The sequence below is a fragment of the Arthrobacter sp. Soil762 genome, from assembly GCF_001428335.1.
Taxonomy (GTDB): Bacteria; Actinomycetota; Actinomycetes; order Actinomycetales; family Micrococcaceae; genus Arthrobacter.
The window spans coordinates 310,793-325,057 of the sequence record NZ_LMSG01000019.1; the positions used below are offsets into that span (position 1 = coordinate 310,793).

The following is a 14,265-nucleotide window of genomic DNA, read 5'->3' on the forward strand; positions in this document are numbered from 1 at the left end:
GCGGCCGTGAGAAACTGCTGACCGCATCGAAGTCAAACAACGTCGGCGGTCCTTGTAGCCGATCTTGAGGCCGGTGGCGTCCACCCAGCCCTGGATGATGCGCTGGCGGGGGGCCGCGTGGCCGTCAATATAGACGTCGCATGTGGCGTTGGTCGAGGGACCACAAGCCGGCAGCTGCTATGTCGAAACCCTTTGTTGTCAGAGCCAGGTGCATTAGTGGCCCACAAGGGAGAGCAAGACCTTCGCCCGGAAAACGCAGTTGTCGTAGTTGGGGACAAGACCATGAACGCAGGATTCGCCGTCGTCGATGTGGAAACGACAGGACTCTTCCCGGGGAGCCATCGCATTGCCGAGATCGCTGTGGTGCACGTAGAACCAGACGGCACCGTCAGTAATCGCTGGGAAACTCTGGTGAATCCGCAGCGCGACTTGGGACCACAGCATATCCATGGCATTCGGGCTGCCGACATCCTTCATGCACCCGTCTTCGGGGACATCGCCCATGACGTAATGGAGCTGTTGGCCGGCCGTGTACTGGTCGCGCACAACGTGCACTTCGACTACCGCTTCGTCTCACACGAAATGGGCCGTGCGGGATTGGAATTGCCGTTCGAAGTCCACGACTGCATGTGCACGATGAAGCTTGCCCGCCAGTATCTGCCTGGTGCAGGCCGTTCCTTGAAGGATTGCTGCGACAGCTTCGGGCTGGATTTGAGAAACGCGCACTCGGCCGGTGATGACGCTGAGGCGGCTGCACATGTCCTGAGCAACTACATCCGTATGGATGGGGAGAACCCTGAATGGTGCTCGGCCTTGGATAGGGCTTACTTCGCTTCGTGGCCCGCTGTGAACCCAAAACGTTTGCCGCAGGCGTTTCGCCGTTCCGGAAGTGAGCCCAAAGCGCACTTCTTGGAGCAGCTGGTGAACCGCCTGCCGGATGTTGCGGGCCCTGATGAACACAGCGCTTATCTTGCAACACTTGACCGGGCACCCTTGGACCGGCAGATTTCGGCGTCGGAGGCGGATGGGCTTGTGAACCTTGCGGATTCGCTGGGCATAAACCGAAGCATTGCTGAACAGCTGCACGTCACGTACATGATTGCCATGCTGGCGGCGGCGTGGGATGACGGGGTCATTACTGACGAGGAGGCAGCTGACATTCGGATTGTTGGCGATCTCCTCGACATCAGCCAGGAGTCCGTAACTCAGGGACTCGCTGCGCCCGTCGTCGGGCAGGACGAACAAACGGGTGCGGCAGTGCAATCCCTCAAATTGGCCGCGGGTGACAAAGTCGTCCTGACGGGTGAGATGTCTCGGGATCGTGACGAAATCGAAGCAGACCTGCGCGCTGTGGGGTTTGTCCCTCACCCGGCGATCACTAAAGCCGTCAAGCTATTGGTTGCGGCAGATCCGGACAGCCTATCCGGCAAGGCGAAGAAGGCACGCGGCTATGGAATTCCGATAGTAGGTGAGGGCTACCTGCCGAAGCTGCTGGGGAAGTAGCAGGCCCGTTCTGGCGATATCCCGGGCGCCGCCCGGGACATTCTTCTTACCGACTGGTCCGGCGATTAGGATTCGCATTCCCTGTGCCGGCAGCTGTCGAGGTCCTCGCTCAAAGCGTCAGGCTGGATTGTCGGTGCCTTGCTTTATCCTTCAAGCTAAGTGCCCTCCATTTTCCGGGGTTGGGGGATGTGTCAGGGCACACTACTCTGAGCTGAGTTGATGGTCGGCAGTCGCCGAAGATGGGGGAACACAATGGGGCATTCCAACCGTGAGTACGTCGGCCGTGCTCTGGACACCTTGGCGGCCAGTCTGGGCTCATATATTGAGTCCGTCTTGGTACCACTGGCGCCGGGCGTGGCCTGGCCAAAGATTCTGGAGCACAAGGATGCCAACGCGGGTAGAACTGCGAATAATTACTCAGCCCAGGATTTGAGCGTCCAGCTCCGGACGATGACAGAGGCTTTGGGATCGCTCGGTTATCCATTCAACCTCGCCCACGACGCGCGCAGCTACACATCCGAGCTCCGCCAGACCCGTAATCTCTGGGCCCATAACGAAGACTTCGATGATGCAGACACGTATCGCGCGCTGGATACCGCTGGGCGGCTAGCCAAGCACTTGGAACTAACCGGCGCCGCCCAAGAGCTTAGATCTCTCCTCGACGAATTTAAGACGCGCGGAGAGGTGGTCTTAGTCCCAGAAGCCCCAGAGGCGAACGTCGGAAGCGAAGTTGGTCAGCCCATCGGCGAACCCGACGCAGAAAACCACAAGCTCCTGCAGCATGCTGTCAGCGTCGAGATCACGGCGGCGGAGTCTCTGAGCTACGCCATGGTGCACAACGGCTTCAAGTTCGTGCGGCAGATCAAGATCAACAACCCAGGTGTTGAGATCCGCGGCGCCGTCGTCCGCATCGAGGTCCACTCCAGCGCGGGCAAGATTTCAGAAGACTTCCAGCAGTACGTCGACCTTGCCGCAGGCCAAGCGATGGTCCTGGACGACGTCGACGTGCACGTATCTGCCACCACAATGTATGAGCTCAACGACAAACAGCCAGGGCGCGTACTGGTAACGATCGAGTCCGCTGCCGCCGGCGCGGAAGCCGCCGAAATCGGCAAGGCGGAAGCGAGCCTGCAGCTCCTCCCGGCTCAGCTTTGGATCGCAGGTAAGGGACTCGTTTCGTACGAATTCCTGGCTGCATTCGTCCAGCCACATCACCCTGCTGTTGCCCAGCTTGTCTCCGAAGCTGCCGACGCTCTAGGCAAAGCTACTGGCCGGAGCAGCCTGGACGGTTACACAGAAGGCGCAGAGCGCGTGGACGAAATCGTCTTCGCTCTGGCCCAGGCAGCCAGCCAACGCAACATCCGCTACAGCATGCCACCCGCCAGTTGGGGCTTGCAGGGCCAGCAGGTGCGCACACCAGCCCAGGTTCTTGAGGGCCGCTTAGGCACCTGTCTCGACACCACCGTGGTGATGGCAGCAGCGCTGGAGTTCTGCGGAATCGCGCCGCTCCTGTGGATCGTGGACGGGCACGCCTTCCTCGGATACTGGCGCGAAGAAATGACGTTGCCAACCGCCGCTTCTGAGGACGCCCTCGAACTCGTTAGCCTTGTCCAGCGCGGCTTCATTGGCTTGGTCGAGACGACAATTCTTACCGGCAGCCACCCCATCACGCCGGCACTGCTGCGGAGCAGCCCTGAAGCCGACTACATCGAAACGGGCCAGGACAAGATCCAAGCCGTTACCGACGTCCGGCGGGCGCGATTGGACGGAATTTACCCCCTGCCCGCGCGGACAACCAACGAGACCGGGCACTCGTAGTCACCAACTACGTCCCGGAATCCAAAGCGGCGCCAGTAGCACCCGAAAAACACGGCCGGGGAGCGGCGCCCGGCCGTTCGACGTCGAGCATTCCGCCCCGGGTTACCCAGTGGAAGAACGCACTCCTGGATCTCAGCCTCCGCAACCGGCTGATCAACTTCACGGACACAGCCCGATTCCCGCTCGCAGTTCCCAGCTCGTGGATGGGCCGGTTTGAAGATCTCGTAAACAACGGCACTCCCATCAGCCTTCTTCCGTCAAACCAGCTGAGCGCCATTCACCAGGAACGGGGGATCCGGTTTGGCAGAGACCTTCCTCAGGACGAACTGATCGCCTTGTTGAGCTCGAGGAAGGCCGTGTTTGCCGAGGTGACCGGGGACGCCTACAACGCCAAGATGCGCGGCCTGGCGTACAAAGCCAAAACCCAGCTGGAGGAGACGGGCGCCAACAACCTCTACCTGGCCTTGGGAAGCCTTCTCTGGGAACTCGATGGCCGCACGCTTCGCTCGCCGCTGGTGCTGGTACCCGTTAATCTGACTTCCGCCGGCAGGCAGGGCCTTTATCGGGTCACCCTCGACGAGACGGGTCAGTCAACGCCGAATTACTGCCTGCTGGAGAAGCTGTCCCAAGCGCACGGGCTCAAGATTCCCGGGCTGGCCGAACCGGCAGAAGACGGCTCCGGTATTGACCTCGACGCCGCTTTCCACGCAGTCAGGGAAGCCGTCTCCGCCAAGGGCCTCGCTTTCCGGGTGGAGAACACCGCTGACCTGTCCATGCTGCAGTTCGCAAAGTTCCGGCTCTGGAAAGACCTGGACGAGAGCTGGGAGCAGTTCGGGAAGAACAGCCTCGTGGACCACCTGATCCGCAGCCCGACCGAGCTCTTCCAGGATCCCGTGAAAGCAGCTGAGGAGCCTGACCTCGACGCCCTGGCGGCGACATGCCCAATCCCCGCAGACTCATCCCAGCTGCAGGCCGTTGCCTCCGCCGTCGCCGGCCAGACGTTCGTGCTGGAAGGACCGCCAGGGACAGGCAAGTCCCAGACCATCACCAACCTGCTAACGCGTGCAATCGTCGAAGGCAAACGGGTCCTCTTCGTTGCTGAGAAACGGGCCGCCCTGGACGTCGTCCAGAAGCGTCTTGAAGAGGTGGGCATGGGTCCCTTCTCCCTTGACTTGCATGACAAGGGAAGCAAACCGGCCATGGTCCGCGCCCAGATCAAGCATGCGCTGGAGCTGAGTCTCAGCTCGGATCAGCAGCGGCTGGACACTGCTTCCACGGACCTGGCCGCTGCACGCAGAGGACTCGTCCGCTACGCCAGCCACCTCCATGAGGAAAACGGCGCCCAACTGTCGCTGTACAGCGCCCGCACCAAGGCCCTGACTTTCGATCCCAGCGACCCTACGCTCCCGCTGACTACGCAGTTCACGTCCACGGCCAATGGCACCGTCCTCGAGCCGGTGCGTGCGCTGCTCCGTGAGCTGCCCGAATTCACCGACCGGGCCCGTCCAGCCAAGAACCATCCGTGGCGCTTCGTCGCGGCTGAGCCGGATCCGGTTGACGCCGCTCGAATTACACGCGCGGGGCGCCGCATTGATGCAGCGCTCGACGCCGTCCGTTCAGTTGATGAGTTGCTTTCAGTTGCGGCGTCGGCGACGTCCTCCTCGGAGCTTCGCGTCCTTGCTGCCCTCCTTGAAGACCGCAGTGTCCCGGTTGGGACCTTGGACGACGTTCGGTCCGGTCAGTGGTCAGCCGGAGCGCAGCACCTTGAAAACTTGGTGGCAGCGTTCGCCGCTGTGAATCATCCCGGTTTGGACAAAGTCCGGCCAGAAGCCATGGATTTGCCTCTGCCAGAGATTCTCGGACGCGCCGAGCAGGCCGCGGCCAGCGGCTTCTTCGGGCGCAAGAAAAGGCTGCTCGCGGTGGCCGCAGAGCTCGACGCCGTCATGCACCCGGGTGCCGGGATCAGGCCCAAGGAGCTGGTACCGCTGCTGCAGAATCTCGCAAACACGCAGCATCAGATCCGTGGTCTCCAAACCGAGGCACAGGGCATCCCCGGTGTGGCTGTACCGGAGGGCTGGAACCCTCTGACTGAGCCTGCCAAGGAGGCTCTCAACCGCAGGCTCGGCTGGTTGCGGTGGGCGGCGCAGGCTGTCCAGCCAAGCGCCGGCAACGAGGTCCCGTTTCAGACCCGACTGCGGGCGTTCCTCGAAACCGGCCGACCGGTCCATGAAAACGTGATCGCGTGGCTGTACGAGCTGGCCGCTTCGTGGGATGCACTCACCGAAATTCCTGCCGTGAACGCCGCTGAGCTGGAGCGGTGGAGAGGAGCCGATCCATTCCTGGAAGTCTGGGCGACCACTCGTGGAGCACGTGCCCTCGACGCCACAGGATCTCGCAGCCTGGACCGTTGGCTTGAGCTGCTGCGACACGTGGAGCCTCTGAAAACCGTGGGCCTCGCCGATGTCCGGACGTCGATCTTGGATGGTTCGATGGAAGCCGATGACGCCGCCACAGCCTTCGAACGCGGACTCGCCGAGAGCTCCCTGGACGAACGGAAACTGGCAACCGGTCTGCAAGACTTCGACGCCAGCTCTCACGAACGCACCATCGACCGCTTCACGACGCGGGCCACGCTGGTCCGTGAGCTTCTAAAGCGCAACCTGGCCGCCGGCGTCGTAAACTCCCGGAGGGTCTCCTCGTCTTCCACATCGGGGCGCATGGGGGAGCTGCAGCGACAGCTGACCAGACAACGCGGTGGCCTCACCGTCCGCAAGCTGATGGAAGGCTATGCCGACCTAATCACGCAGATCATGCCTTGCACACTCGTCAGCCCTGATTCCGTGGCGCGGTTCTTCCCTGCGCGGTCGGATCTCTTCGACATCGTGGTGTTTGACGAGGCCTCCCAGATCCGTGTGGCAGATGCCGTCGGTGCCATGGGGCGCGGCGCGTCAGTGGTGGTCGTGGGTGACAGCAAGCAGATGCCACCCACGTCCTTTGCAGAATCGTCCAGCGATTCCCTGGACGATGTGGAGAGTGAGATCACCGCAGTCGAGGACATGGAGTCGATTCTCTCGGAGTGCGTCGAGGCTCGGGTACCCCGGCAGTGGCTTTCCTGGCACTACCGCAGCCAGGACGAGTCCTTGATTGCGTTCAGCAACCAGCAGTACTACGAGAGCAAGCTCTCTTCGTTTCCCGGGCCTTCGCATGGTGCACCCAACCCGGGGATTCATGGCCACGGTGTGAACTTTGTGCGGGTCAACGGCCAGTTCCATCGTTCGGGTCCCTCCAAGGTGCTTCGCACCAACCCTGTCGAGGCGGCCGCCGTCGTAGAGGAGGTGCGCAAGCACTTCAACGGTGCCAGCGACTCGCCGTCGGTTGGAGTTGTGACCTTCAACCTGCAGCAGCGGGCGCTGATTGAGGGGCTGCTCCGCGACACAGACGATGTACGGATCATCAAAGCCCTCGATGAAGATCCCGAAGGACTGTTTGTTAAGAACCTGGAAAACGTCCAGGGCGACGAGCGCGACGTCATCCTTTTCTCAACCGGCTTCAGCAAGAACGACAAGGGCTACCTGCCGCTGAACTTTGGACCGCTGAACCGTGCCGGGGGAGAGCGACGGCTCAACGTGGCCGTGACACGTGCACGCCGGCAGGTCATTGTGTTCTCCAGTTTCAGCCCCTCCGAGCTGAGGGCCGAGGAGACGAGTTCCGTGGGTATCAAGCACCTGCGTTCCTATCTAGATCTGGCCGAGCAGGGGACGGGCGCTTTGCCCTATGACGGACGCCGAAGCCCGGCGGTGGACCTGCACCGGGAAGAGATCGCGGACGCACTGCGGGACCGGGGTTTTGTGGTGGCCACCGACGTGGGATTGTCGGACTTCAAAGTCGACATCAGCGTTGCCACGCAGGATGCGCCTGGCCACCAGCTCATGGCGGTTTTGTTGGACAGCCCTGCCTGGGCAGCGCGGCGAACCGCCGGAGACCGGGACGGACTTCCCGGCGACGTCCTCACACGGATGATGCGCTGGCCGGCCGTTGAGCGGGTTTGGTTGCCGGCGTGGATCACCGACAAGGAGGCGGTGTTGGACGGACTTGTGGCTGCTTTCATTGGAGCGGCCGAGAAGTCTTCTTTGGGTTTCGATGCTGAGCTTGGTGTGACCTCTGTGGCGCCTGCTAAGGATGCTGTGCGACCTGAAGAGGACGCCGTTGGTTTGGGCGGGGGATTGTTCCTGAAAGCGTCGGAGGGGCTCCAGGGGCCGGTGGACGTCGTCGTCAACGTTGCCCGTGCGGACTACAAACCGTGGGTTGTCAGGCACTTCGGCACTATAGACGTCCTGGACAACCTGCAGTCGCGGCGGTCTGTCGCTGCCGTCCGGGAGGCCATGCTGGCGATCGTCGAGGCTGAGGGGCCGGTCCATGTTGAGCGCTTGGCGAAGCTCACTTGCGCTGCCTTCAACCTCAACAAGGTGAACGCGCAGCGGATGAACTCGGTGCTGCAGCTACTCGATCGCAGCGCGCATCAACGGGACGCTGACGGGTTTGTCTGGGACGCAACAATCGATAACGAGGCCTGGGAAGAATTCCGGTCCAACGGCCCAGAGGTGGTCCGTAAGCCCGAGCACATCAGCGTTGTGGAACTCCGCAACGCCATGATGGAAATCGTCTGGCTCTCTGGCGGTATCTCGGTGGACGAACTTCACCGGGACACCATCCGCGTCTTCGGCGGCAAACGGCTGACGGCCGGCATCACTGCCCGGTTGAACGAAGGACTTCAATATGGGGTGGACACGGAACGGCTTGAACTGCGCGGGGAGCTGGTGGTCCTGGCTGGCTGAGGCGGCGAATGCGCCAAGTGCTTTGAGGCCACGCAAACACAGTCCACTCGTACTTTCGATCGCGGCGAAGGCCGAGCTACCAAATGACGATGTCCAGTGTCGTTGACGATCAAGAACCGTCGGTGCGCGGTTGGGGTTGTTCCCAGTCACGGGCGAAGTCATCCTTCACGAGCGGCCAGACCAGATGGAACCCCTCTTCTACTGAGCTGACTTTGCTAGGCAGCGGGGGGAACAACAAGAACTCGTGCGGTATCACTCTGCCTGCTGCATCCCGACGTTTCTCCGGATCGAGAAACCGAAACGCGATCGTGTCTTCGCTTGCTTGGAAGGCTTCCGGGGTGTCTTCGACGCCGAAGAACGCGGCCCTATAGATCTCAAGCGGGTTCGACCGACCTGCAGTGCGCAGGAAACGGAAGCCCCAGTTTTTCCCACGAGTAGCCCAAAGGAAGGCAATCTCATTGTCCGCGGAACTACTGTCGGAGGTCACGCGCGGCTCCGCAGCAGGACCTTCTCGCCGTCACCACGGTCCAGCTGCAGTTGGAATCCGGTCAACGTTTCGGTGAGGAAGTCGTGGTTTGCTTTCGCCTCAGCATGCATTTCCACCAATCTGGCCCCGGCGAGATCGAGCACGGCTTGAATGAGGCCAGGCCCAACTAAGGCCACTACCTTGCTGATCGGGCCAGGCAGCCGGGCGATGAGATCGGAAAGCCTGCCCCTGTTGATAAAATCGGCCACAGGCTTAGCGACATCCAGCAAATGCTTGGCTACCTCTCCGCCTTGGCGCATCGCGAGAGCCCAGCCCACATAGCGAGAGAACGGAAGCATGGCGGCGACCGGCAGGATCAAATCCAGCCCCACACGCTTCGTCAGCTCGATCTTCTCTGGCTGGAAGTGGGCCGAGGAAAGCAGCACGAAATCGTCCCCGACTGACAATGCCTCAGGAACCTCCACAAACGTTGCGATCACCCCTTGTAATTTGTTCAGCTCTGCTCCGACCTTCTCTATGAGCAGGTCGCGGAAATCGATCACGTCCATGTCCGGCAGCAGATCGGCCTTCGAGAGCGCCATCAGCCAGATCCGCGGGAACGTCACCAAGGGTTTGCCATCGTGCAGAAGGTTGTCTCGCAGCTTGAGTAGCTGAGTACTGAGGTTGCTCAGAAGTAGCTTGAGATATCGTTCCTCCTCACCCGCGTTATCGAGAAGCTTCTGGCCATCCACCAACACGAGGGCGACATCGGAACCCAGCAGAGCTCGGAACGTGTCGATCCGGTGTTCTGCTTCTTCCGGGCCGCTCGGCTCCTGTTCAAACCAATCACCGGGGTAGTCGTGCCACACCAGACGCAGTTCGTCTTTCTTCCTGGTTTTCCCAGCCATCCCGGGCTTGCGTTTGATCGAAAACGCGTAGGACGTGGCTAAAAACCGAGTCTGAAGTGGTAGCAGGGCTGAATTTTTCATGCCGAGGTAGTTCTGGTGCAAACGTCGGCCTTGGGCGTTATCAACTGCGAGAACGTCAAACTGCTCGGTGCCGGAGAGTAGCTGCTCGACCCCTAATCCGTAGAAGGAGGACAAGAGTACCGTCTTGCCACTTCCGCTCTCGCCAAATACGGCAATCTGCTGCTCTCGTGCGACTTTATTCTGCTCCATGGAACGAACTTACGGCACGATCGAGTGACAGATGGGCGTCACGTAACTAAAGCGTGTCGAATAATTGAAGTGTGTCGAAATCCATGTGATGCGAGACTGCGCGATACCCGTTCAGGGATGTCGGCGTGCTTGAGATTCGGGAGCAGGTCTGGCCTGGCTGGATGGTGTGGGGTTGCGCATTTCTTCTGAGCGTCTCCGACGAGCCGACGGAACTCCGTGCCATCGGCCGAAAGGGTATCTTTGGGAGGGGGGACCGTACCGGTCAAGTCCTACACCGGTGTTCGGTTGAGCGCGGCAAGGCCGCGCAGCAGCACGTCTCCGGCGTTCGCGTTCACGGCGATGTCGCCGTCGTCATGAGGAGCGTGACTGGTGAGCAACGCCGGTGAATGGGCTGCCAGGCTCAAAGCTTTCCACGAGAAACAACTGGATCGTCCGCGCCGTGTGTACCGGCTGGGACGCACCAAGATCATACTTTCTCGCGGCCATATATGGTGCACGGCGGGTGCAGCTGTCGGGGCAGTGTCGGTGGATTCTCCTGACTGGCTGTTCTGGGTCGCATCCGTCGCCGGATTGGTCGGCGGAAAGTACTTCTTCCCGGTCCCTCGCAGCAGCGTAGCGAGCCGATATGACGCCAGAGAAGTAGCCAGGAAATCCCCGGGCGATCTGGATTACATGACGCCGGCGGAGATCTTGGCCTACCAGTACAATGTCCAGTTCATCCAAAAGAGCGTTACCCCTCTGGAACTGGGAACCGAAGATGCTCTTGCGCGCCAGTCTGAGGCAGCCAGGACAGTGTCCCGGGCTGTAGGGGCTGATGCCGGGTCGTTGGCGCACCTTTCCCAGGCGGATGTCACGGAATACGGGAGGACCGCAGGCCGTCACGATCTGCTGAAGCGGCGATGGCTGACCTACGAAATGGACCCGCGGTTGCAGTTCGATTACCCTGCGATGTCCGATGTCTTTTCCCCGCCGACGGCGGCCATGATCAAGGCCTTGGGCGCCGCCGACCAGCAGAGAACGGCAGGCAGCCCGGCCGACTACAAGCTGGCCGTGGACAGGTTTTCGCAGGCACTGGCAGCAGCGGAATCGGCGGCTGGCGTCCCGTAGAAGTTGCTCCCGGCTGACCTCTGCCACCTCACCCCCAACGTCGTCGTACCGGGGTTTCGACAAGCTCAACCACCCAGGGCTAATCCCCGGCCGACGCCAGGAACGACAGGTAACGTGCATCTCCGCGACCCACCAGCCGTCCCAGCACCTCGACAGCCTCGAAATCCGCGGAGCCCATATCCGTGGACAGCCAGCGACCGATCAGACCGGCATCACCGCTGGCCCGCACGGCCGATCCGACCGCCAGGTCCAGCTGGTCCCGGAGCAGTTGAACCGCCAAAGAGCCCGAGCGGCTGAGCAGGGGAGCCCGGTACGCCTCCAACGCCTGGGCCACCTGCCCCTCGCGCAGCAGCCGCAGCACCCGCCCCGAATCCGAACGCCCGGCCAGGCCGGCAACGAACCGGTAAGGGTTCGACTCCACGGCATCGCCCAGCATGGAACGGACCCGGAACATCTCCGTGCGGATGGCCTGAGGCGTGCCGGCATCGCCGTACAGCTCGTAGGCCAATTCCTCGGCGCTCCAGCCCTGGGCGCGTGAATCCAGCAGCGCCAGGATTTCCGCCCGCCGCAGCGTCAGCGGCACCCGGCTGCCGTCCCGGAACACCACGGCAGGCTTGTCCCCAAGGAGCTCCAGCGATTCCACTGCAGCAACCGGCCGGCGGACAGGCTGCCGGGACGCCCGAACAGAAGGCGAGGCACCCAAGGAGGCAACGCCGTCGGGCGTTCCCAAAAGGGACTCCGCCACCCGGACCGCGCACCGCACCATCCGCAGAGTGTCAGCGCTGAGGGTGTCCAGCGGTCCCGAGACGTCGAGCACGCCCAGCAGCCTGCCCGTGGCCGGGTCCATGATGGGCGCCGCCGTGCAGGCCCACTCGTGGTGGGTGCGGACCAGGTGCTCGGCGGAGAACAGCTGCACGGGCCGGCCGGTGACCAGCGCCTCGCTGATTGCGTTGGTTCCGATTCCGGCCTCGGACCAGTCGGCCCCTTCGGAGAACTCGAGCCGGTCCGCGCGCCGCAGCACGTCCGGGCTGCCCACCCGCCACAGGATCTCGCCGCGGGCGTCGGTGAGCACCAGCAGGTGCCGGCCGGAACTGGAATCGTCGGCCAGGAGGTCATTCAGCGCCGGCATGACCTGCTGCAGGCGGTGCTCCCGCCGCAGCTCCAGGACGTCGGCGGCGTCGTGCAGGTGCCGCGGGCTGTGCTGGTCCGGGCTGATGCCCAGGGCCATGGAGCGGCGCCACGAATCCGCCAGGTTGTTGGGGATCTCCGGGCGCGGGACACCGGAGATGACCAGTTCGTGGGCGCGGCGCAGGGCGCGCGAGTACTTCGCCGGGTCCGAAAACCTCAGGCCGTAGTCCAAAACAGTGTCCTCCTCACCGGCGGCGTCTTTGCCGGCAGTGCCCGTGTAACGCGGTTGAAACCCCCACTGCGTTGCAATGGTGATGCAGCTCACGCCCGTCCCAGCATATCGCAGGGGATTCCGGCGGGACGGGGCCGCCGGGACCAACAGACACACGGACCATAAGACACAAAGGAGTGGACATGACCGAAACACGCACCGCAGCCGCGCAGGCCTGGCTGACGGAACTGGATACCGCCCTGCAGCGGCGCGACCTGGACGCCGCGCTGGAGCTTTTCGAGGACGACTGTTACTGGCGCGACTTCGTGGCGTTCACCTGGAACCTGAAAACGCTCGAAGGCAAGGCGGACATCCGGCAGATGCTCGAGGCCACGCTGGACCACGTGCAGTCTTCTGGTTGGACGCTCTCCGAGGATGCCACGGGCGACGCCGGCACCACGGAAGCCTGGATCACGTTCGAAACCGCGGCCGCCCGCGGCTACGGCCACCTCCGGCTGCGGAACGGCAAATGCTGGACGCTGCTCACCACCATGCAGGAGCTGAAGGGCTTCGAGGAGAAGAAGGGGACGCGCCGCGAGAAGAGCGTGGCGCACGAAATCATCAGGGGCCGGCGCTCCTGGCTGGAACAGAAGGAGGAGCGCGAGGCGCGGCTCGGCTACGAGGAGCAGCCCTACACGGTCATCATCGGCGGCGGGCAGGGCGGCATCGGCCTCGCGGCCCGGCTGCGGCGCCTGGGCGTCCCCACCCTCGTCATCGAGAAGAACGAGAAGCCGGGCGACTCCTGGCGGAACCGCTACAAGTCCCTGCACCTGCACGACCCCGTCTGGTACGACCACATGCCCTACCTGAAGTTCCCCGACGACTGGCCCGTCTTCGCCGCCAAGGACAAGATCGGCGACTGGCTGGAGCACTACACCCGGATCATGGAGCTGAACTACTGGGGCGGCACCGAGTGCGTGGGTGCAGAGTACGACGACGGCACCCAGGAATGGGTGGTCAACGTCGTCCGTGATGGGGTGCCTGTGACCCTGCGCCCCAAGCAGCTGGTGTTCGCCCTGGGCGTCTCGGGCTACCCGAACATTCCCGCGTTCGACGGCGCGGGGTCCTTCCTGGGGGAGCAGCGCCATTCGTCGCAGCACCCGGGCGGCGGGGACTGGACCGGGAAGAAGGCCGTGGTGATCGGCTCCAACAACTCGGCGCACGATATCTGCGCGGACCTGTGGGAGCACGGCGCCGAGGTCACCATGGTGCAGCGGTCCTCCACCCACATTGCCCGGAGCGAGTCGCTGATGGACCTGGCGCTGGGTGATCTGTACTCGGAGAAGGCTTTGGCGGCCGGGGTGACCACGGAGAAGGCCGACCTGCTGTTCGCGTCGCTGCCGCTACGGGTCCTGCCCGAGGCGCAGGTGCCGGTGTACCAGGAGATGGCTGCCCGGGATGCCGAGTTCTACTCCCAGCTGGAGGCCGCCGGGTTCGACCTGGACTTCGGGGTGGACGGGTCCGGGCTGTTTGTGAAGTACCTGAGGCGCGGCTCCGGCTACTACATCGACGTCGGCGCCTCACAGCTCATCATCGACGGCCGGGTGCAACTTCGCTCGGGGGAGGTTTCCAAGATCACCGGCAACGCCGTGGTCTTGAACGACGGGACCGAGCTGGAAGCGGACCTGATTGTGTACGCCACCGGCTACGGTTCCATGAACGGCTGGCTGGCGGACCTGGTCTCTCCCGAAATCGCGGACCGCGTGGGGAAGTGCTGGGGGTACGGCTCGAATACGCCGAAGGATCCGGGCCCCTGGGAAGGGGAGCTGCGCAACATGTGGAAGCCCACCAACGTGCCCAACCTCTGGATCCACGGCGGCAACCTGCACCAGAGCCGCCACTACTCCTCGTACCTGGCACTGCAGCTCAAGGCCCGCATGGAAGGGCTGGAAACGCCGGTGTACGAACTGCAGCCGACGCACCACACGCGCTGAATTCTTATCCGCTTCAATCGGGAGG

The 14,265-nt window shown here is 62.8% G+C and carries 8 protein-coding genes; 5 read left to right on the plus strand and 3 right to left on the minus strand.

Annotated elements, in window-relative coordinates; genetic code table 11:
• The first annotated feature begins 282 nt into the window (after positions 1–282).
• From ASG77_RS15440 to ASG77_RS15450, 3 genes are all read left to right on the plus strand, one after another.
• Entirely contained in the window at positions 283–1,503 is a 1,221-nt protein-coding gene (locus tag ASG77_RS15440; protein WP_056347364.1) for an exonuclease domain-containing protein, read from the plus strand.
• A 252-nt stretch (positions 1,504–1,755) separates the two neighbouring features.
• Positions 1,756–3,321, plus strand: a complete 1,566-nt coding sequence (locus ASG77_RS15445) for a Swt1 family HEPN domain-containing protein (protein WP_056347040.1) — start codon at positions 1,756–1,758, stop codon at positions 3,319–3,321.
• Between the two features lie 125 nt (positions 3,322–3,446).
• Entirely contained in the window at positions 3,447–8,156 is a 4,710-nt protein-coding gene (locus ASG77_RS15450) for a DUF4011 domain-containing protein (protein ID WP_268760669.1), read from the plus strand.
• A 109-nt stretch (positions 8,157–8,265) separates the two neighbouring features.
• On the opposite strand, the gene ASG77_RS15455 is transcribed toward ASG77_RS15450, so the two are convergent.
• Together ASG77_RS15455 and ASG77_RS15460 are read right to left on the minus strand one after the other, a co-directional pair.
• Positions 8,266–8,643, minus strand: coding sequence for a hypothetical protein (locus ASG77_RS15455; RefSeq protein ID WP_056347044.1), 378 nt, complete (start codon positions 8,641–8,643; stop codon positions 8,266–8,268).
• Entirely contained in the window at positions 8,640–9,800 is a 1,161-nt protein-coding gene (locus ASG77_RS15460; RefSeq protein ID WP_056347046.1) for a hypothetical protein, read from the minus strand. Before ASG77_RS15460 ends, ASG77_RS15455 begins: the two co-directional genes overlap by 4 nt.
• A gap of 369 nt (positions 9,801–10,169) precedes the next feature.
• Here ASG77_RS15460 and ASG77_RS15470 point away from each other — a divergent pair, with 369 nt between their 5' ends.
• Positions 10,170–10,907: a hypothetical protein gene (locus tag ASG77_RS15470; protein ID WP_056347051.1), complete on the plus strand. Its 738-nt coding sequence runs from the start codon at positions 10,170–10,172 to the stop codon at positions 10,905–10,907.
• A gap of 79 nt (positions 10,908–10,986) precedes the next feature.
• On the opposite strand, the gene ASG77_RS15475 is transcribed toward ASG77_RS15470, so the two are convergent.
• Complete coding sequence (locus tag ASG77_RS15475; protein WP_056347366.1) at positions 10,987–12,267, minus strand: GAF domain-containing protein; 1,281 nt, start codon at positions 12,265–12,267, stop codon at positions 10,987–10,989.
• Positions 12,268–12,449: 182 nt separating this feature from the next.
• Between ASG77_RS15475 and ASG77_RS15480 the strand changes: the two genes are divergently transcribed.
• Positions 12,450–14,240: an NAD(P)/FAD-dependent oxidoreductase gene (locus ASG77_RS15480; protein WP_056347053.1), complete on the plus strand. Its 1,791-nt coding sequence runs from the start codon at positions 12,450–12,452 to the stop codon at positions 14,238–14,240.
• Positions 14,241–14,265 lie beyond the last annotated feature (25 nt).